The 19,342-nt window shown below is 48.3% G+C and carries 18 protein-coding genes; all 18 read right to left on the minus strand.

The genetic code is table 11. The features are described from left to right. Positions 1 to 203 precede the first annotated feature (203 nt). Positions 204 to 1,400, minus strand: a complete 1,197-nt coding sequence (locus tag AC6I7T_RS13245; RefSeq protein WP_497793933.1) for a hypothetical protein — start codon at positions 1,398 to 1,400, stop codon at positions 204 to 206. A 58-nt stretch (positions 1,401 to 1,458) separates the two neighbouring features. After that, entirely contained in the window at positions 1,459 to 2,316 is an 858-nt protein-coding gene (locus tag AC6I7T_RS13250; RefSeq protein ID WP_497793934.1) for a hypothetical protein, read from the minus strand. Between the two features lie 316 nt (positions 2,317 to 2,632). Continuing rightward, positions 2,633 to 4,261, minus strand: coding sequence for an autotransporter outer membrane beta-barrel domain-containing protein (locus AC6I7T_RS13255; protein WP_497793935.1), 1,629 nt, complete (start codon positions 4,259 to 4,261; stop codon positions 2,633 to 2,635). A gap of 66 nt (positions 4,262 to 4,327) precedes the next feature. After that, positions 4,328 to 5,509 (minus strand): hypothetical protein, encoded by a 1,182-nt coding sequence (locus AC6I7T_RS13260; protein ID WP_497793936.1) that lies wholly within the window; start codon positions 5,507 to 5,509, stop codon positions 4,328 to 4,330. Positions 5,510 to 5,561: 52 nt separating this feature from the next. Continuing rightward, positions 5,562 to 6,923 (minus strand): hypothetical protein, encoded by a 1,362-nt coding sequence (locus AC6I7T_RS13265; protein WP_497793937.1) that lies wholly within the window; start codon positions 6,921 to 6,923, stop codon positions 5,562 to 5,564. Between the two features lie 67 nt (positions 6,924 to 6,990). Beyond that, the gene (locus tag AC6I7T_RS13270; protein ID WP_497793938.1) at positions 6,991 to 7,563 is read right to left on the minus strand and encodes a hypothetical protein; all 573 of its coding nucleotides are present in this window, start codon (positions 7,561 to 7,563) and stop codon (positions 6,991 to 6,993) included. Between the two features lie 11 nt (positions 7,564 to 7,574). After that, entirely contained in the window at positions 7,575 to 8,150 is a 576-nt protein-coding gene (locus tag AC6I7T_RS13275; protein WP_497793939.1) for a hypothetical protein, read from the minus strand. Positions 8,151 to 8,196: 46 nt separating this feature from the next. Further along, complete coding sequence (locus AC6I7T_RS13280) at positions 8,197 to 8,403, minus strand: hypothetical protein (RefSeq protein WP_497793941.1); 207 nt, start codon at positions 8,401 to 8,403, stop codon at positions 8,197 to 8,199. A gap of 138 nt (positions 8,404 to 8,541) precedes the next feature. Beyond that, the gene (locus tag AC6I7T_RS13285) at positions 8,542 to 9,177 is read right to left on the minus strand and encodes an IS630 family transposase (protein ID WP_497792926.1); all 636 of its coding nucleotides are present in this window, start codon (positions 9,175 to 9,177) and stop codon (positions 8,542 to 8,544) included. Between the two features lie 16 nt (positions 9,178 to 9,193). Continuing rightward, entirely contained in the window at positions 9,194 to 9,673 is a 480-nt protein-coding gene (locus AC6I7T_RS13290) for a helix-turn-helix domain-containing protein (protein ID WP_497793942.1), read from the minus strand. 63 nt (positions 9,674 to 9,736) lie between these two features. Beyond that, positions 9,737 to 9,955, minus strand: a complete 219-nt coding sequence (locus tag AC6I7T_RS13295) for a hypothetical protein (RefSeq protein ID WP_497793944.1) — start codon at positions 9,953 to 9,955, stop codon at positions 9,737 to 9,739. A gap of 89 nt (positions 9,956 to 10,044) precedes the next feature. Then, positions 10,045 to 10,419 carry a hypothetical protein gene (locus tag AC6I7T_RS13300; RefSeq protein ID WP_497793945.1) on the minus strand — a complete coding sequence of 125 codons (375 nt, stop codon included), beginning with the start codon at positions 10,417 to 10,419 and terminating at the stop codon, positions 10,045 to 10,047. Between the two features lie 39 nt (positions 10,420 to 10,458). After that, positions 10,459 to 11,583, minus strand: coding sequence for a hypothetical protein (locus AC6I7T_RS13305; RefSeq protein ID WP_497793946.1), 1,125 nt, complete (start codon positions 11,581 to 11,583; stop codon positions 10,459 to 10,461). A 58-nt stretch (positions 11,584 to 11,641) separates the two neighbouring features. Next, positions 11,642 to 12,919 (minus strand): hypothetical protein, encoded by a 1,278-nt coding sequence (locus tag AC6I7T_RS13310; RefSeq protein ID WP_497793947.1) that lies wholly within the window; start codon positions 12,917 to 12,919, stop codon positions 11,642 to 11,644. A 66-nt stretch (positions 12,920 to 12,985) separates the two neighbouring features. Next, positions 12,986 to 14,113, minus strand: coding sequence for a hypothetical protein (locus tag AC6I7T_RS13315; RefSeq protein ID WP_497793948.1), 1,128 nt, complete (start codon positions 14,111 to 14,113; stop codon positions 12,986 to 12,988). 303 nt (positions 14,114 to 14,416) lie between these two features. Continuing rightward, a complete protein-coding gene (locus tag AC6I7T_RS13320; RefSeq protein WP_497793949.1) occupies positions 14,417 to 15,889 on the minus strand; it encodes a hypothetical protein in 1,473 nt (490 codons plus the stop codon). Positions 15,890 to 16,859: 970 nt separating this feature from the next. Then, complete coding sequence (locus AC6I7T_RS13325; RefSeq protein WP_497793950.1) at positions 16,860 to 17,963, minus strand: hypothetical protein; 1,104 nt, start codon at positions 17,961 to 17,963, stop codon at positions 16,860 to 16,862. Positions 17,964 to 18,048: 85 nt separating this feature from the next. Next, positions 18,049 to 19,320, minus strand: a complete 1,272-nt coding sequence (locus AC6I7T_RS13330) for a hypothetical protein (protein ID WP_497793951.1) — start codon at positions 19,318 to 19,320, stop codon at positions 18,049 to 18,051. Positions 19,321 to 19,342 lie beyond the last annotated feature (22 nt).

The following is a 19,342-nucleotide window of genomic DNA, read 5'->3' on the forward strand; positions in this document are numbered from 1 at the left end:
CCATCGCGGCAATCAGACCATTGTGCCTATCGGCTCCCTTCAGCAAAAACCGCCCCACCGGCGGTAGTTATTCTAACTAGCGTTGTCGTTTACGCCATAGCATCTGAAGCAAAGACTACCTGCAAAAACCCACGAGGCCTTCTCGTCTGCCAATCTTTTTCATCCAATTCTTGCTTTATCTGCTCAGTGCAGTAAGAGAATCATTATTGTAAAGTAACTAACACCTCTATCACCCCGGTTCCCGATTCCAGGCTACCCATGGCCTTGCCGATCACTGCTCCCAGCATGCGACTGCGGTCTATTCCTTTCATTGCATGTCCCAGTGTTGAGGAAGTAACAAGCAGATCTCCTCGCCGAATCGGGCCATTTTCTGCACTGACCTTGGTTGGCACAATTCCAACCATCGCCATGGGAATTTCTGTTTTACTCTTTGCCTGATCTGCAGCTTGTCTTCTGCCTATTACTCCAGGCTTCGTGGAGTAAATCCCGGCTACCATAGTCGAGTAAGGCTCGACGGCCTTGACCACATCCGACGAATCATCCGCACCGATCACCAGGACATCCCCAGGCTCATAGGATTTCCGATCACCTGCTACATCTACAGATTCAGCATAATCTCCTCCGCATAACGAGCCGGTCCACGCGACGCTCTGCGTTCCTCCGCCGTTCGGAAAGACGATACTGCCATCCACCTGGATACTTCCCGCCACCTCGAGCTTCTGGGCCGGGCTCGTCGTGCCAATGCCTACATTGCCGAGGGGTGTTCCGTCGGTTTTGGTGGCAAGGATCGTGTTAGCATTCAGCGACTTGATGACATCAAGATCGCCACCTACTGCATTTGAATTCACCCCGTTTGCGTATTGGTATACCCCACGTAACGCCCAGTTCTGCGCTCCTGTTGGACCGGAATAACCAAGTGAAACAAGACCTGCAACATTGCGTCCAGTAATTGTACCGTTGTCAAGAATGGATTGGATGTTACCGTTAACTGTCAGCATCTCAGTCGGGGTTACAGTCCCAATACCGACCTTGCCATTCACATATAGAGCATCGCTGCTGCCATAAACAGGTGTTATTCCGTATCCGATGGCCATGCCTCCACCCCCAACATTAAAGGTTTTAAACTTCCCATCAGTGGCAGCGGAATTAGTTTGGATGTAGCGAAAAGAGTTAAACAAATCTATAGATCCCCAAGAGGCTTGTGGCTGATAGAAGTACACTGCGGGGCCGGATTCATTGAAATAATGATCAACTTCAAGCTTTCCGACAGGATTTGTCGTGCCGATCCCGACGCTACCGTTTGGTGGAAATATGTTTGTTGTTTGCGATATCGATATTCCATTGCAGATTATCAGCAACAAGCCTAACCAAGCCAGATGTACAGTTTGCCCCTTATTCATATGCCCTTCATCCCATTCGTTTCTTCCATTGAATTTTGATTCCGGCTAATAGCAACAGTTACTGCAGTATGATTCCAATTTCAATAATGCCTTTACCAGAATCTAATGACCCTAGTGCTTTGCCCAATACGGCTCCAAACATTCGGCTATGATCTGTTCCCTTCATGGCATATCCCGCAAGGGAGGACGTAACCAGTAAATCCCCAGGTTTAATGGGGCCATTTTCTGCACTCACTTTGGTTGGCACGATACCCACCATCGCCATGGGAACCTCATCGGGACTCTTTTCGCTTGTTTGCCTCCTGCCAAGAACTCCGGGTTTGGTGGAATAAATTCCGAGAACAGCCGTCGAATAAGGTTCGCTAGATTTCAGAAATTTCCCAGGATGGTTCGGATCGATGACCAGCACATCGCCTGGCGCATAGCTTTTATGATCGTCAGAAACATCAACCGATTCCGCATAATCACCACCGCAGAGAGAACCTGTCCACGCTGTACTTTGGGTGCTTCCATCGGAGAAGGTAATAGAGCTACCACTACCACTCACCTTCACGCTGCCAGCAACCTCTAGCTTGGCTCCGGGAGCCGTCGTGCCGATGCCGACGTTGCCACTAGCATCCATTCGTAGTCCTGATGCAGTCGCGGTCCATGGAGCGATGACAAAACCTCCTGCATCACCGACGCTCCCATTTCCATAAATGATGGCCTTGTCGCCAGCTTGCACGATGTTATTGAAGCTTGTATGTCCTAAGCTCGGATAAATATTTATAAAGTGATTATCGGAACCGCTGACGCCAAAACCAGTACTTGCGGATTGCGCCACATTCGTATTGATCCCGACATTTCCTGTAGGGCCAACAGACAGGCGCTTAATCCCGCCTGTAAACAGCCCTAGTGTGCCAGATACACTGTTCACAAAATATCCAGTATTGGCGCCTGCGTCTCCTGAGAAATAGAAATCTCCGTTTGAACCGCTCCAAAAGTAACCGGCACTGCTGCTGTTTCCAAATGAAGCTACTACACCATTCGTATTTCTAACAACTTGGAGCGGGTATGATAGTGATGATGTCGTTCCAATCCCGACATTACCACTTAACGGAAACGCATTTGTCGTCTGCGCTTTCAATACAGAGCTGAATATCATTAGCGCTGCAAACACAAAAGCCGGCCTTACACTCTTATGCATCTTGATGCCTCTGCTCCATCTCCCTGTTCAAGTTTGAAGTTTTTAATCATTGCAACGTAACCGCCACCTCAATGACACCTGTTCCAGAATTAAGATGCCCAAAGGCTTTCCCTATTACTGCACCTAGCATGCGACCGCGATCCGTCCCTCTCATGGCATATCCCGGGATAGAGGACGTAACCAGAAGATCTCCTGGTCTGATAGATCCGTTTTCGGCGGTCACTTTAGTCGGCACAATACCGATCATTGCCATAGGAATCTCATCTGAGCTTTTCGGCGTTGTTTGTCTCCTGCCTACAACCCCAGGTTTGGTGGAATATATCCCGGTAACCGAGGTCGAATAAGATTCCGAGGATTTCAGAATCTTGCCCTCGACGTTCGGATCAATCACTAGTACGTCGCCCGGTTCGTATTTTGTACGATCATCGGAGACATCCACCGACTCTGCATAATCTCCCCCACAAAGAGAACCTGTCCATGCTACGGTCTGGGTGCCCCCACCGTTTGGAAAGGTAATCGATGCACCATTGCCACTCAAATTGATATTGCCGTTCACATCCAATTTGGCCTGAGGATTCGTCGTGCCGATGCCCACGTTACCGGTTCCGAGAACCGTGAGGAGATGGTTAGCCCAGGAGATAGTTGAGGGATTGAAGGTGCCCGAGGAAACTTGAAAAGCTATACCGTTCGTCTGATTTGTAGCGACTAGCAACCCATTATTGCCTGCAGATGAAATGGAATTCCAACCCCAATCTTCACCAGTATGAAGCCAGTTTAAGGAACCAGCACTGAGACCGTTGCCAAGGTCTCCGTAATTCATTGCATTGTTATTGATCGAACCACCAACTGTAATGCCACCTGTAAATGTCTGAGTTCCGGTCCAAGTATTCGATACTGTCGTGGGCCACGAGGAGATGCAACTTCCCCCGAGGCAATAGCCGTTGGAGCTAATCTGCCCATTCACAGTCAAAGGATATCCCGGGCTCGTTGTGCCGATGCCCACGTTGCCTCCGTCAGGATTCAAGGCCAGAGAAGTTACACCTGTTCCCGAAATTACAGAACGAATAAAACCAAAGTTACTTGTGGTGTTATATCCGATCATTAGTCTCTGATTCGGATTGGAACTTCCTGACAGCACCAGCTGTGCACCCGAGTCGTTACAAGACGGACAAGGCGTCCAATTGTAATCACCGGCAACATTCAGCCGATTTATTGGAGCTATAGTGCCGATGCCCACGTTGCCACTATTGAGATAACTAGTACCTGCAGCGGTTAGGAACACTCCTGTTGTATAGATGGGTGTTGTCGAAGCACTTGCAGCATTCAAGGCCAACGAGGAAGCAAGCGCACCTTGGGTTGAGCCACCCGGTTGCAGAGTAAGCAGGTTATAGGCATAATCGCCGGGCTCTGTTCCCATAACCAAGCCGTGGCTAGTCCAGAAAATGTGATTATTCCCCGGGTCGAGATCACCCGAATTAATATGTAGATCACCCCCAACGATATCAAGCCTTGCCTGGGGATTCGTCGTGCCAACCCCAACGTTATTACCACTGATAGCAATAGGAGAATTGCTCAATTCGGTAGAAGTCTTGAAATACGGAACCGTGTTCGCAGTGATGCTGCTATCCGTCGTCACCTGCGCCGCCGCTGAGACGCACATAAATATTAAACTCATCCAGAGTAGACTGCCGTGCCGATTCATCTTTCCACATCCTTCCATTCCCCGTTATTGTCTGCGGGGCTACTGCAAGGTTACAACCACCTCGATAATGCCTTTGCCCAATTCAAGATTATCGAGTGCCTTGCCTATTACCGCTCCAGTCAAGCGGCTACGATCAGTACCTTTCATCGCATATCCCATCGTCGATGAGGTCACCAACAGATCTCCCCGCCGAATCGGACCGTTCTCAGCGCTTACTTTCGTAGGAACAATGCCGATCATAGCCATTGGTACTTCATCGGGGATCTTCGGTGTCGTCTGCCGTCTTCCAACTACACCTGGATTAGTGGAATAGATCCCAGTAACTGCGGTTGAATATGGCTCGCCCGACCTCAGAAACTTGCCTGAAATCTCAGGATCTATCACCAATACATCTCCAGGTTCGTACTTCGTTCGATCTCCCGTCACATCCACAGACTCTGCATAATCACCTCCGCATAAGGAGCCCGTCCAAGCCGTACTCTGGGTACTTCCGTCCGCAAACACTACGGATCCTGATGTGTGTATCGTCCCAGCGACATCTAGCTTGTAATTAGGACCGAGAGTCGACGTGCCAATGCCCACATTCCCACTACCGTTCAGAACGAGAACATTATTGGAGACGGTTCCAGTTCCTGAGGCTATGTTGAATGCCATGCTGTTTCCGGAAGATGATGTAGACAATGTGTTGATAATGGTCGTGTTATACAGAGGGGTGGTTCCAGAATATTCTCCATTGCCAAATCCTAGAATGTTACTTGCATTGCCATCCAGCTGAATACGATAACTTCCATTTTTGGCCCCATTTAGAGTACCAACCGTTAGATTAGCGTTCGGAGATGCTGTGCCGATACCAACGTTGCCATTTCCTTGGAGAACCAGCACATTATTTGCAACCGTATTCACTCCAGAAGATAGATTGAATCTCATTTGATTGCCCGATGGCGATCGATAATCAAAGGTATTGACAATGTGAGTGTCATATACAGGGGTCGTCCCAGAATATTCTCCATTGCCAAATCCCAAAATATTACCTACGCTACCATCCAGTTGAATGCGGTAGCTTGAACCTAGGCCACCGACTGTCAAATTCGCATTCGGAGATGTTGTACCGATCCCTACATTGCCATTCCCGGGAAAGATATTCGTTGTCTGTGCTTCTGCCGTACCGGCAATCATGGTCAGAACCGAGATCGCCAATATAAACTTTATATGTTTCCCCATGCTTGCAAGCCTTTCTCTTTCATCTTCTTTGCTGTGTTCCTAGTAATACCAACTACTGCAGCGTGACCAGTACCTCGATTATCCCTGTACCGGAAACAAGAGAATCCATCGCTTTACCAATGACTGCTCCAAACATCCGACTATGATCTGTACCCTTCATCGCATATCCAGGAATCGAGGACGTAACTAAAATGTCTCCAGGCTCGATTGCTCCGTTTTCAGCACTCACCTTAATTGGTACGATACCCACAACAGCCATGGGAATCTCATTAGCACTTTTTTCAGAAGTCTGTCTTCGTCCAACTACTCCGGGCTTGGTGGAAAAAACACCCGCGACCGTTGTCAAATAAGCGGCGTTCGCCTTGAGGAACTTTCCTTTTGTTTTGGGATCAATTACCAGCACATCGCCCGGTTCATAACTCTTTCGGTCATCTGAAACATCTATTGATTCCGCGTAATCCCCACCGCAAAGAGAACCTGTCCATGCCGTTGCCTGTGTGCTTCCATCACCGAATACTACAGAACCCGAGGTATGGACATTCCCGGCAACGTCGAGTTTGTAGTTCGAACTAGGGATTGTCGTACCGATGCCAACGTTACCGTTGCCGTAAGATATACCTGTAACGTTGGTGTAGTTTTGCGTGGTAATAAAGTTGTACCAAGGACTCCAATTCTCATTTCCTACACGATACCAAGGGGATCCATCGGAATACCCTTGGCCGATTTGAAGTCCGCGAACAGAATTCCCAACAGAAATAACAGATACATTCCATGAAGCAGTCGGGAAATTAGGGACTGGACCGCCGTACCCATCAAAATTGGCAAGTGCCCCAACGACGTTCAAACCATTCAGTCCGCCCGCTGGTGATTGTTGAAAGAATGTTTGAAAGCCCGCGCCGTTAGTGCGAAGGATGCCGGATGTATTAATATCGCCAGCAACATCTAGTGGATAAACCGGACTGCTCTTTCCAATGCCTAGATTCCCGGAGTTAATGTAGGAGGTACCCGAGTTGGCAAAGCGCACCCCTGTTCCTATGTTCGTGCCTCCAGTAAAATCTCCTCCGTAGTTGATTGTCAGTGAATTGTTTTCATCAGCTACAAATGCACGGCCTCCGACACCACGTCCAGGATACGCAAATGTTATGTCGGCCCCGCCGTTATAGGTAAAGTGGGCACCTCCATTATTCACATTGAAAGCACCTCCCTCAATATCAAGTTTGTAGGCGGGGTTTATCGTTCCGATTCCGACATTACCGGAACTAGTGGTAGTGATGGGTGAATTGCCGATTGTCGAATTTCCAGTGAATATTGGAATTGTAGATGTCGTGCCCCCTGAAGTGGTAACTGTATTCTGCGCAGTTGCATTTAATGCAAGGCTCGAACAGAGGAGAATCCCCAATATCATCTTTCTCATCACTCGTACCTTTTTCGTATCAACTTCCTTTTGAGATTTCTACAGCCAATGCGTCTTTACGAAGCTACTATTGCAAAGAAACCAGCACTTCGATTACACCGTTCCCTGAATCAAGATTTCCCATTGCCTTGCCAATTACCGTTCCGAGCATGCGACTGTGATCAGTTCCCTTCATGGCGTAACCTGATGTGGAAGAAGTAACAAGAAGATCTCCAATCCGAATCGAGCCGTTTTCCGTACTGACTTTTGTAGGCACTATTCCTACCATAGCCATGGGAACTTCTGACGCTGTCTTCTCCGTGAGTTGCCTCCTGCCCACTACACCTGGTTTCGTCGAATATATGCCTGACACAAACGTAGAATAGGGCTCAATCGATTTGAGGACTTTTCCAGGATTGGCTGGATCCAATACTAAGACATCTCCAGGCTCATACTTAGCCCGATCTCCCGTCACATCCACAGACTCCGCATAATCACCTCCGCATAAGGACCCCGTCCATGCCGTGCTCTGGGTACTTCCGTCCCCGAACACCACCGATCCTGACGTATGTATCGTCCCTGCGACATCTAGCTTGTAATTGGAACCGAGTGATGTCGTCCCGATGCCTACACTACCGCCATTGGGGTTAAAAATAAGCACAGATCCACCCGCTAGAGCTCCAGCATTAGAGGCCTGAATCCACGCCCCGTATGAGCCAGAGTTATATAAACCAAGGTCGAGCACTTGCGAATTTCCTGTATTGGTTGATAACCTAAGACTTCCATTGCTTTGCAAAGTCCCCGAGGCCGCTGGGGGCCGGGCGTCCCTGCAATAATCGCAGGTAGCGAAACATAGCTTGATGTTGCATACGGTGTAATTCCGACTTGTAATGATGCCCCAGGCACCGTTGTTCCGATGCCGACATTGCCGTCTCCTCTCACATACAACGCAGACGCACCATTCCCCACAGCATTGATCAACGCGCGATCACTTTCAACGCCCACGCTTCCTTTTGAATGAAATGTGACGCTATTGCTTATACCTGTATCGACAGCAGTAAACACAACCCCTTGAAGTGTCGAAGCGCCACCTTCATTGCTATATACTTGCAGCGTGGCGCTTGGTGACGTCGTGCCAATCCCGACGTTACCACTTAAGGGGAACGTATTTGTTGTCTGTGCTTTCAATACAGGAATGAATATCATTAGCGCCGCAAGCACCCAAACCAGACTTACATTCTTATGCATCTTGATGCCTCTGCTCCATTTCCTTGTTCAAGCTTGAAGTATTTAATCATTGCAGCGTAATCGCCACCTCAATCACACCTGTTCCAGAATTAAGACGCCCAAAGGCCTTCCCTGTTACCGCACCCGGCATTCGGCCCCGATCTGTTCCTCTCATGGCATATCCCGGGGTGGAGGATGTGACCAGAAGATCACCGGGTTTGATAGGTCCATTTTCTGCGGTCACCTTAGTCGGTACGATACCTATCATCGCCATTGGAATCTCATCCGAGCTTTTCGGTATCGTCTGTCTTCTGTCCACGACCCCAGGTTTGGTGGAATATACCCCCCGTAACCGAGGTTGAATATGATTTGGAAGATTTCAGAATCTTATCCTCTACATTGGGATCAATGACTAGGTCTCTGACCGTGAGATGTTGTTCTTTGAATAGCCGAATTTTCGGCGTGCCTTAGTGCGAGTAAATTTCCAGCCGATAGTGGTGCGTTCACGATTCATCTTGCGGTTCCATGCGGCAGTTTCTCGCTGTAGGTCTTCCAAGGAGGGGATTCTGCGGATCCCCAGACATTGGCGACTGAACAGGCTGATCTCAATCTCTGCCTGATTCAGCCAACTGCCATGTTTCGGGGTGTAATGCACGGTGAAACAATCCCACAGCAGACTTCCGATCTTCTCTCCGTAACGATCCACCAGGGCTTTGCGATGATGCGTACTTAGATTGTCCATTACCAAATGGATCGTGTCAGCCTCTGGATAGCTGGCTATGATCTCTACCAGGTAATCGGCAAACTCCTGCGAACAACGGTTTGGCGTGATTTTGGTAAAGTGTCGTCCTGCTTTGGGTTCCACCCCGCAAAATGCGTTGACGGTGCCACGGCGCTCATATTCGCAATCTCGCCGGGTGACTCGTCCGGGTTGCATGGGATGCGGCGGGCGAACCTCGGCGTGCAAGACCACCGGCTTTTCATCCACGCAGACTACCGGTTCGGTCGCCGAAAGTGGCTTCTCATACACCTCCAGCACCTCTTCCATTCGGCAGACATACTCCTTATTCAGCTCTGTGATACACCAGCTTTTTTTCTCGCCACGGCTTCAGTTCGTGGCTTTGTAGCAGTATGCGAATTGTTTCTCGACCTACTGTTGTTACCAGCTTTCGCTTGATTGCTTCTGCAGCGATCAAGCGTACACTCCACCGCGCCTGGCCTTCTGGTGCCGCACCACATACCATTGCGATAATCCGCTGGCTTTGCGCTGTAGTCAGCAAGGGCTGCTTGCCTGGTCGCGGCTTTTCATGCAAGGCTGACTCCAATCCTTCCCTCTTGTACCGCATAGCAATGGCTCTTACTGTCTTTGCTGCCACGCTCAAATTACCAGCTACCTGCATCACTCTCTGTCCCTGGTCCAATTGCTGCAAAATTAGCCCCCGGCGCAACACTCGCGCCGACTCTCGGCCCTTGCTGAGAAGCTCCCTTATCTTTTGCCGATCCTTTTTCTCCAACTCAACTTGCGTCTTCTCTGTCTTCCTCATACCTCCAATTTGAATCTCGCTCCATTATTTTCCAAGTACCTTTCTCTATACCTCTCTTCGCGGTCACAGACCTAGCACATCACCTGGCTCGCATTTTGTACGATCATCGGAGACATCCACCGACTGTGCATAATCTCCTCCACAGAGTGAACCTGTCCACGCGGTACTCTGGGTGCTGTTGTCCGAAAAGACAATCGAGCCTGAAGTATGAATTTGACCAACCACGTCGAGCTTATATCCAGGCGATGTTGTACCAATGCCCATGTTACTGCTCGTATCCACAGTCAACCGTTCTGCTCCTCTAATTTGGGGCGGTGTAATACTGATTCTGGCTCCGCGTACCTATAAACCAATTCTTATAACTTTCCCCGTTAGTCTGAGAATAAATATCGGATGTATCGACTGAAGTTGCAGCAAAAACCAATGACATTCAGCTGCTTCGTATTGTTCGTGTCCTTGTAAGGGTCAACGAAATACGAGGCGATGTTCTGTATGGGATTGCCAGAGTAGATCCCTGTTGTACCTACTTGTAGCCGAGCAACAGGCTTCGTCGTACCAATTCCAATATCTCCGTTATATTGGGTAATTACGGAATTTTCTATATTCGAACTCGAAGTGACTACTGGGATAATATTCGCACTTCCTCTATTGGTCGTGACAGGATTTGTTGTCTGTGCTGTAGCTCCGTTAGTCAAGGCCATCAAACAAACAGTAAGAAATCCACCGCGTAATATGTTCGTCCCCATTCCATCCTCGCTTGCATTGCGATATCAGCCGATACTGGACTACTGTAAAGAAATCAATACTTCTATGACGCCCGTTCCTGTAGCCAAGGAATCCATTGCTTTGCCAATAATAGCTCCAGTCAACAGGCTGCGATCTGTGCCTTTCATGGCATATCCCGGCGTTGCAGAAGTAACCAGTACATCTCCTGGTGTTATCGCACCATTCTCAGCACTCACCTTCGTTGGAACAATCCCCACGACAGCCATTGGAACTTCATCTGGATTCTTCTCTGTAGTTTGTCTTCTTCCGACGACTCCGGGCTTCGTGGAATATACACCTGCCACAGCCATCGAATATGGCGTACTTGCTTTTATGAATTTGCCTTTTGCTCTAGGATCGATTATGAGCACATCTCCAGGCTCATACTTTGTGCGGTCATCGGATAAATCTATCGATTCCGCATAATCTCCACCGCAGAGTGAACCTGTCCATGCTACGGTCTGAGTACCGCTACCATTTGCAAAGGTAATCGAGGCTCCACTGCCACTCAAATTAATGCTGCCATTAACATCTAGCTTGGCTGCCGGAGCCGTCGTGCCGATGCCGACATTACCAGTCTGAGACAAAGTCAATATCTCTGGCATACCGCTTCCCATTCCACCTATAGAAAAACGAGGAACACCATTTATATTTGAGATCAGGTTCAAATTTACAGGCCAGTAGTTTGAAATGTCCCTGATTGTAATACCACCAGTTTGACTAACAGCGTGCGATATAGCCCCTATGTCTAATATATTTTGCGGAGATGTTGTTACAATCCCTACTCTGCCTCCCTTCAACACTAGATCAGTAGCACTGCCACCAGACTCCCCCAATGACAGATAACCATCATAGGTCTGAATATATCCCGTTAGGCCCCCGGAATCTGTATCTTGGAGGCGAATTTGCGATCTGTTAGATGAACCTGGTCCATAAATGTGCAAGCCAACCTGAGGAATGGCCGTACCAATTCCGACATTACCATTTGATTCATACAAGGAAGAAGATCCGACAATATTCGAATTGCCAGAAAACTTAGCTACCGAATTGACGGCATTACTGCCTGATGTGGTGACCGTATTTTGGGCAGCAGCGCCATAGGTAAGCGCAAAGCAAATTATTATTCTCGTTATTCTATTGTTCATCTTTTTCTTCCTCTCTTATTTTTAGAGACATCTCTCGCGAGAAATGCCCCGACTACGGCTATTGCAGCGAGACAAGCACCTCAATGATCCCTTTCCCCGAATCCAGATTCCCCATCGCCTTCCCAATGATGGCTCCGAGCATTCGGTTGCGATCTGTTCCCTTCATTGCGTAACCTGGAGTAGATGAGGTAACAAGTAAGTCGCCTCTCCTAACTTGGCCATTTTCCGCACTGACTTTTGTAGGAACAATACCGACCATCGCCATGGGAACTTCCGTCTTGCTCCTGGATTGTTCAGAGATTTGTCTTCGGCCAATGACACCTGGTTTTGTGGAATATATTCCGCCAACGAAGGTAGAATAGGGTTCGGTAGATTTTGTCACGTCAGATGAATTATCTGTCCCGATTACCAGAACATCGCCGGGTTCGTAGTTTATCCGGTCACCTGCTACATCTACTGATTCAGCGTAATCGCCACCGCAGAGAGAGCCGGTCCATGCTACGCTTTGGACGCTGCCATCGGGAAAGATGATGGAGCTTCCACTACCGCTGACCTTCACACTACCAGCGACTTCGAGTTTTGCCCCAGGGGCTGTTGTACCGATGCCGACATTGCCGCCTGCGGGATTAAGACTTAAAGGATTACCTACGCTACCCCATGATCTGACTTGCAGCCAATACGCCCAAGGAGAAGCAATATCCGTCCCACCTGCAAGCTCCTGACTTGCAGTATTGAAAATGAATCCTGCCGGTGATCCATAAGTGAGCGATGGAGCCAAGTTACCTACAGAACTGACCGCGTGCAATATAGCCGCAGGAGTATTCGTACCAATTCCAACGTTACCGTTTCCCTGAATTCTCATTATTTCTGTTTCGGCGGCTCCAAGAACAGTAGGATTCGCAAAGAACCTTATTACCCCCATTCCCGCTCCCTTTCCATCTGTGGCACCCCTCACTCTTATATCTAGAGTCCTGCCCCAATCCCCAGCACCTCCCAACACATAGTTGGCTGGATAAAAGGCGAATGCCGCAGTATCCTGCGGAATGGATGGCTGGTCTGCGTTTTTGTAACCATTGGTTTGCAATGCTACCTGATAGGTAGTATAGGGGGCCCATCCCGGTGTATCCACAATCTGGAGCTTGGCTCCAGGTGTTGTCGTGCCAATCCCGACATTGCCTGAGCTAGTAGTCGCAATGGGTGAATTACCGATTGTCGAATTTCCAGTGAATACTGGAATTGTAGATGTCGTGCCCCCTGAAGTGGTAACTGTATTCTGCGCAGTTACATTTAATGCAACGCTCGAACAGAGGAGAATCCCCAATATCGTCTTTCTCATTACTCTTACCTTTTTGTATCAACTTGCTTTTGAGGTTTCTACGGCCAATATGTCTTTACGAAGCTGCTATTGCAAAGAAACCAGCACTTCGATTACACCTTTCCCTGAATCAAGATTTCCCATTGCTTTGCCAATTACCGCTCCGAGCATGCGACTGTGATCAGTTCCCTTCATGGCGTAACCTGATGTGGAAGAAGTAACAAGAAGATCTCCAATCCGAATCGAGCCGTTTTCCGTATTGACCTTTGTCGGCACGATTCCTACCATAGCCATGGGAACTTCTGACGCTGTCTTCTCCGTGAGTTGTCTTCTCCCCACTACACCTGGTTTCGTCGAATATATGCCCGATACAAACGTAGAATAGGGATCGACCGATTTGAGAACTCTTCCAGCACTACCCGGATCCAGGACCAATACATCTCCAGGTTCGTACTTCGTTCGATCTCCCGTTACATCCACAGACTCCGCATAATCACCTCCGCACAAAGAGCCCGTCCATGCCGTGCTTTGGGTACTTCCGTCCCCGAACACCACCGATCCTGACGTGTGTATCGTCCCTGCAACATCTAGCCTGTAATTGGAACCAGGGGTCGTTGTGCCGATGCCAACATTACCTGCACCGTCTATTCTTACTCGTTCACTGTTATTACTGGTTGCGAATGTAATAAAGCCCCCATTCATATCTCCACCACGATAGAAGTTGATGCTGCTGTTGGTGTGCCCATAAAAATGATGTTCTAGAGAGAACGACAGAATATTCGGGAAGGATGTGTTACATTCACTCGACTGAGTGCACCACCCCCGTACGCCTAGAAACGTACCATCACCACTTGCGTTTCCCTCCCCAAGTCGTGCAAATACTGTCTCTAGTGATCCGCCACCTCCAGCATCACCTACATCTAGCTTTGCATTAGGACTGGATGTGCCAATTCCGAGGTTACCGTTATTGAGCAGAGTAATGGTATTCGCCCCCATACTGCTCGTGAATTGAAAACCTCCACCCGTAATTCCATAAAACTGCCCCGCAAAGGCGTTATTTCCATCCAAGACCCCAACACCGTGTGTACCGGCAGGGCCAATGGTTACTACCTTATCAACTTGCAGTTGGCTTGCAGTAATCGCCGATTGTGCAACCGCATCTACACTAAAACCTATTAAGCAGAATATAAATAACGCTCGTCGAATTAGATTCATCTTTTTCACTTTTTCTCATGGCTTGATCTTACTTAAGAGTAATCACTACTTAAACCACACTGATTCCGGATTAAGCATTTCTCAAGACTTTCCCAATCACGATGCCCTGCATCCGGCACCAAGATTCTATCCAGGGTTTGTTATGCCGATTCTCCACATTACCATTTGAGCAGAACGTATCTGTTGTCTGTTCTTTCAATCCAGAGCTGAATATCATTAGCATCGCAACCACCCAAACCAGCTTTACATTCTTATACATCTTGATGTTTCTGTTCTATTTCCCTGTTCAAGCTTGAAGCATTATTATTGCAGCGTAACCGCCACCTCAATGACTCCTGTTCCGGAATTAAGATGCCCAAAGGCTTTCCCTATCACTGCACCCAGCATGCGGCCGCGATCCGTTCCCTTCATAGCATATCCAGGGGTGGTGGACGTAACCAGAAGATCTCCTGGCTTGATAGGCCCATTTTCGACAATAACCTTAGTCGGCACGATACCGATCATCGCCATTGGAATCTCATTCGCGCTTTTCGGTGTTGTCTGTCTTCTGCCCACAACCCCAGGTTTGGTGGAATATATCCCTGTAACTGAGGTTGAATACGATTCCGAGGATTTCAGGATCTTGCCTTCGATGCTGGGATCGATCACCAGTACGTCACCCGGTTCGTATTTTGTACGATCATCGGAGACATCCACCGATTCTGCATAATCTCCTCCACAGAGGGAACCTGTCCACGCTGTAGCTTGCGTGCTTCCATCAGAAAATTTCAAACTGCCAGCCATCTTTAGATTTCCGCTGACTTCCAATTTCTCGCCAGGCGTGGCAGTGCCAACTCCAACGTTTCCGTTTTCTCTTACGACAAAAGAGTCTGTTGGCGTAAATGTATAGGTTGGACTAGTGGCAATTGTGAAAGATGGCATATACTGCCCAGGAAACACAACTGCCCTGACATCGACAAATTTGTCTCCATTCCCGACCTGATTGTTAAGGCGTATCCCTGCTACCTGCGTCGCAGAATTTGGCGATGCAATGTACTTCTTTTGCCCAATTGATATGATTGGGCTATCAGCACTTTGAACATCAACGAGGAAAGCGGGGATATTCGTTCCAATGCCAATGTTACCGCCCTCTCGAACTACAAATGTATTCACTGGGCTATGCGTGTAGGTTGGACTAGTGGCAATTGCGAAAGATGGCATATATTGCCCCGGGTATACTTCGGCTTTCAGGCCGACAAATTTATCTCCGTTGTCAACCTGATTGTTCAATCTCACTTCAGCTACGGTAGTGACAGAACTAGGCGAAGAGGTATAGCTCAGCTGGCCAATTGACACGATCGGACTGGTCGGGCGCTGAATATCCACAGAATATCCTGGAATATTTGTGCCAATTCCAACGTTCCCACCCATAAACCCAAAGCTGGCACCATGGTTGGATGAGAAATATGTATTGCCGTTATTATCAACCTGCATGTAATTAAGATTCGTACTTTGATTAATGCCAATTACATTGGACCAGGTCCCACTGCTCGAACTGTCAGCGACAATACTTCCCGATACAGCAAGAGGAAAAGTCGGATTTTTAATACCAATCCCTATATTGCCATTCGATTGGGTAATAATGGAGTTGGTTAGGCTCGAACTTCCAATATATACCGGAACGGTATTCGGAGCGCCATCATTACTATTTGTCACCGTTGTAGATGAAACTTGTCCAATTGCAGTCATCGCTATAAATGACAGGCTTACCCACACAATTCTGAGATGTTTACCCATTTCCCCTCTAGACCTCTCTGCGTTGAACGTAATCTAGACATGCTGCTAAATTACCTTAAATAATCGCGCCCCCAGACAATACTGTCCAGAGTACCCTCACCGCCCTACCTCGGTAATACGTTGAGGAGATATACGTATTCTGCGTTTACTCGCCAACAAACAATAATGACGTAACCCTATAAGGCCCCCGCACTGTTAGACTCTACCCTTTGGGCCCGGGTGTCCTTGATACCTTGCAAATGTGCAATGCCTTTGTTTACTACACGCATAATCATCTACTTATAACTTTTGATGTGACATGATGCTATTTTCTTAAACAGGTAGAATAAGGAACATAGGCCTTACAGAGCACTACACCTCCAAGAAGGGTTATTCACTGATGGTGCATGATCCTTCGGACATGGTTCGGTCGGGTCCGTTCGGGGACAAGTATCTATGCAAAAAATCCCAAACGTCGGGGATCGATATATTGTTACTTCCAGGATAGATAGGGTAAACGCTTTATCTACCGGAGCGATCTTTTTGCAACTTCATTCAGGACGAAATACACCATGGACAGTATGGATCGTACCCGTCTGACCTGTTCGAGAGTCCAGACAATCTCCAACAATAAAAGTGGCATTGAAATTGTTGCAAGACGGCAATTCTTGTCAACATTGCTGACAAGAATCGGGAGGGCGGACAGGTGGAATAAGATGAGGCTGGATTAACTCACTACTAACCCCAGACGGTATGTGCCTCTTCAACTATTAACCCACACACAAGCACACGCAAGACAAGTCAACAGCAGGAATGGAGACGCAGTTTTATACACAGAAAGAGTATTTGAATTCTGTGCCCAAACAGCTATTCCAACACCAATTAACAACCGTCAAGGCAAATACCGCCTCCTCTCAAACAATCGCTCATCGCTTTCACAACAATTCCTTGCTCATTCGCTGGGCAGGGATAGAATTCAATGGAGACTACGCTACTGTAACGATACCAACACTTCGACAATCCCTGTTCCAGAGATGAGTGTTCCCATCGCCTTGCCAATGACAGCTTGGAACATGCGACTACGATCTGTGCCCTTCATTGCATATCCAGGCATAGAAGCAGTAACGAGAATTTCTCCGGGACGAATGGCGCCATTTTCTGCACTGACCTTTACAGGAACGATGCCAATAACTGCCATGGGTATCTCATCTGGACCTTTGGTCGTTGTCTGTCTCCTACCTACAACACCCGGCTTCGTAGAATACACACCCGCAACGGCGGTTGAATAAGGCTCGGCAGATTTGAGAAACTTGCCTTCGGCAACAGGATCAATCACCAGAACGTCACCCGGCTCGTACTTCTTGCGATCATCCGACACATCGATGGATTCCGCATAATCCCCACCGCATAAGGAGCCGGTCCATGCTGTACTTTGTGTACTATTATCTGCAAAAACGATGCTGCCTGCCGTATGAATTTGTCCAGCTACATCCAGCTTGTACGATGGTGACATCGTCCCAATGCCTACATTACCTAAGAAATTTATATACATTGCATTGTAAGGATTATTTGCCGTATATGAAAAGTTGGTTGTAAATAGAATGCCAGATCTGCCGAGACCCACGCCAGAAACAATCAGATCATTGCTATCATAACTGACATTGTATGAGCCAGATAATAGACTGTGTGATGTTGCCAGATTCCCGTTCACTGTCAACTTTTGGCTCGGACTAGTTGTACCGACGCCAAGGTTTCCAAAGAAGTTCAAGTACATTGCGTTGTATGGGTTATTCGGCGAATACGACGCATTGGTTGTAAATAATATACCCGATCTGCCGAGGCCAACCCCAGACACAATCAGGTCATTGCTGTCATAACTGACATCGTAGTTGCCAGAGAATAATCCATATGTGTTGAGGATATTCCCGTTCACTTGCAAAGCTTGGCTCGGCGATGCTGTCGTACCAATCCCAACCTTCCCCCCACTCACAGCAATCGGAGAATTGCTCAATTCGGTAGAAGTCTTGAAATATGGAACAGTATTCGGTGTGGTGCTACCATCCGTCGTCACCTGTGCCCCTGCTGAGGTGCCCATAAATATCAAACACATCCAGAGTAGGCCGCAGTGCCTATTCATCATTCTGCATCCTTCCATTCCCCCCATTTATTTGAGTGCGGTTCTATTGCAGGGTTACGACGACCTCAATGATGCCCCGGCCGGACTCAAGACTGTCGAGTGCCTTGCCGATTATCGCCCCAACCAAGCGGCTACGATCAGTACCCTTCATCGCATATCCGATCGTGGATGAAGTCACCAGCAGATCGCCTCTGCGAATCGGACCATTCTCCGTGCTTACTTTCGTAGGAACAATGCCGACCATAGCCATTGGTACTTCATCGGGGGATTTCGGTGTTGTCTGTCTTCTTCCAACTACGCCAGGCCTAGTGGAATAGATCCCAGTGACAGTGGTTGAATATGGCTCGCGTGATTTCAGAAATTTGCCTGAGACGTCGGGATCGACCACCAACACATCTCCAGGTTCGTACCTGGTTCGATCTCCAGTGACATCCACAGACTCCGCATAATCACCGCCGCACAGTGAGCCCGTCCACGCGGTTGCCTGTGTGGTTCCATCCTGAAAGGTAACTGAACCGCCCTTGTTCCGAGTCAGCATAATATCGCCAGAGACTTCGAAGATAGGTGTGCCAGCAACATAACCCACAGGAGGTATGGCACCGGGCGAGATCGTGCCGATGCCCACGTTACCGTTGTATACCGACATTGCCTGATTAAACCAACCAGACGGTCCCCTAATGCCAAAATCGATACGACCATAATGATTGGAATGGTCGGTATTGACGAACGCAATACCAGCGTCAACTGTTCCATTAGCATCGTTGCTCTGTATGCCTTGCCAGTTATTTGCGGTTACATTGGAATTACTGAGTATTAACGTCCCGGCGCGACTCCATTCTGCCGTATCACTATTGGAATCGACAACCTGCAACTTCGAATCCGGCCATGGCGTGCCAATCCCAACGTTACCCGTACTCCCTTCAATTGTAAGTTGGGGTAACACCTGCACTCCAAGTGCTGGAGAACTATCAGCAGTGCCGATCTCCAAATCACCGTTTCTATTCAGAAATGAATAATGATGATAGCCACTTCCGTTGAGCTTCAATTCAGAACCCGTTGAGGTTGCGCCCAAAACTGCGCCAGTGGAAGAAGCACCTACATCAGCAGCAATGTATCCCCCTTCCACATCGAGCATCGAAGCTGGAAATGGGCTCGCCGTGCCGATTCCGACATTACTTCGAAATATATAGGTTCCGCCCCCAGTATTGTAGCCGAAAGTCCCTGCGGACACATTTCCAGCTGGTATAGTCTGGGCTATGGCGGCTGTCAGTGTTAGTACAAAGAATAATCCGGTCAAGCTTGCTCGTCTGCTCATCTTTCTGCAGTTCCTTTCGTTT

The organism is Humiphilus diazotrophicus, from assembly GCF_059726315.1.

What these genes read in the sequence shown, in the direction of transcription:
- AC6I7T_RS13245 (WP_497793933.1), bottom strand. Translation starts at nt 1,400, where the DNA reads ATGAATAAGGGGCAAACTGTACATCTGGCTTGGTTAGGCTTGTTGCTG.
- AC6I7T_RS13255 (WP_497793935.1), bottom strand. Translation starts at nt 4,261, where the DNA reads ATGAGTTTAATATTTATGTGCGTCTCAGCGGCGGCGCAGGTGACGACG.
- AC6I7T_RS13260 (WP_497793936.1), bottom strand. Translation starts at nt 5,509, where the DNA reads ATGGGGAAACATATAAAGTTTATATTGGCGATCTCGGTTCTGACCATG.
- AC6I7T_RS13265 (WP_497793937.1), bottom strand. Translation starts at nt 6,923, where the DNA reads ATGAGAAAGATGATATTGGGGATTCTCCTCTGTTCGAGCCTTGCATTA.
- AC6I7T_RS13275 (WP_497793939.1), bottom strand. Translation starts at nt 8,150, where the DNA reads ATGCATAAGAATGTAAGTCTGGTTTGGGTGCTTGCGGCGCTAATGATA.
- AC6I7T_RS13280 (WP_497793941.1), bottom strand. Translation starts at nt 8,403, where the DNA reads ATGGCGATGATAGGTATCGTACCGACTAAGGTGACCGCAGAAAATGGA.
- AC6I7T_RS13285 (WP_497792926.1), bottom strand. Translation starts at nt 9,177, where the DNA reads ATGGAAGAGGTGCTGGAGGTGTATGAGAAGCCACTTTCGGCGACCGAA.
- AC6I7T_RS13290 (WP_497793942.1), bottom strand. Translation starts at nt 9,673, where the DNA reads ATGAGGAAGACAGAGAAGACGCAAGTTGAGTTGGAGAAAAAGGATCGG.
- AC6I7T_RS13300 (WP_497793945.1), bottom strand. Translation starts at nt 10,419, where the DNA reads ATGGGGACGAACATATTACGCGGTGGATTTCTTACTGTTTGTTTGATG.
- AC6I7T_RS13305 (WP_497793946.1), bottom strand. Translation starts at nt 11,583, where the DNA reads ATGAACAATAGAATAACGAGAATAATAATTTGCTTTGCGCTTACCTAT.
- AC6I7T_RS13310 (WP_497793947.1), bottom strand. Translation starts at nt 12,919, where the DNA reads ATGAGAAAGACGATATTGGGGATTCTCCTCTGTTCGAGCGTTGCATTA.
- AC6I7T_RS13315 (WP_497793948.1), bottom strand. Translation starts at nt 14,113, where the DNA reads ATGAATCTAATTCGACGAGCGTTATTTATATTCTGCTTAATAGGTTTT.
- AC6I7T_RS13320 (WP_497793949.1), bottom strand. Translation starts at nt 15,889, where the DNA reads ATGGGTAAACATCTCAGAATTGTGTGGGTAAGCCTGTCATTTATAGCG.
- AC6I7T_RS13325 (WP_497793950.1), bottom strand. Translation starts at nt 17,963, where the DNA reads ATGGGCACCTCAGCAGGGGCACAGGTGACGACGGATGGTAGCACCACA.
- AC6I7T_RS13330 (WP_497793951.1), bottom strand. Translation starts at nt 19,320, where the DNA reads ATGAGCAGACGAGCAAGCTTGACCGGATTATTCTTTGTACTAACACTG.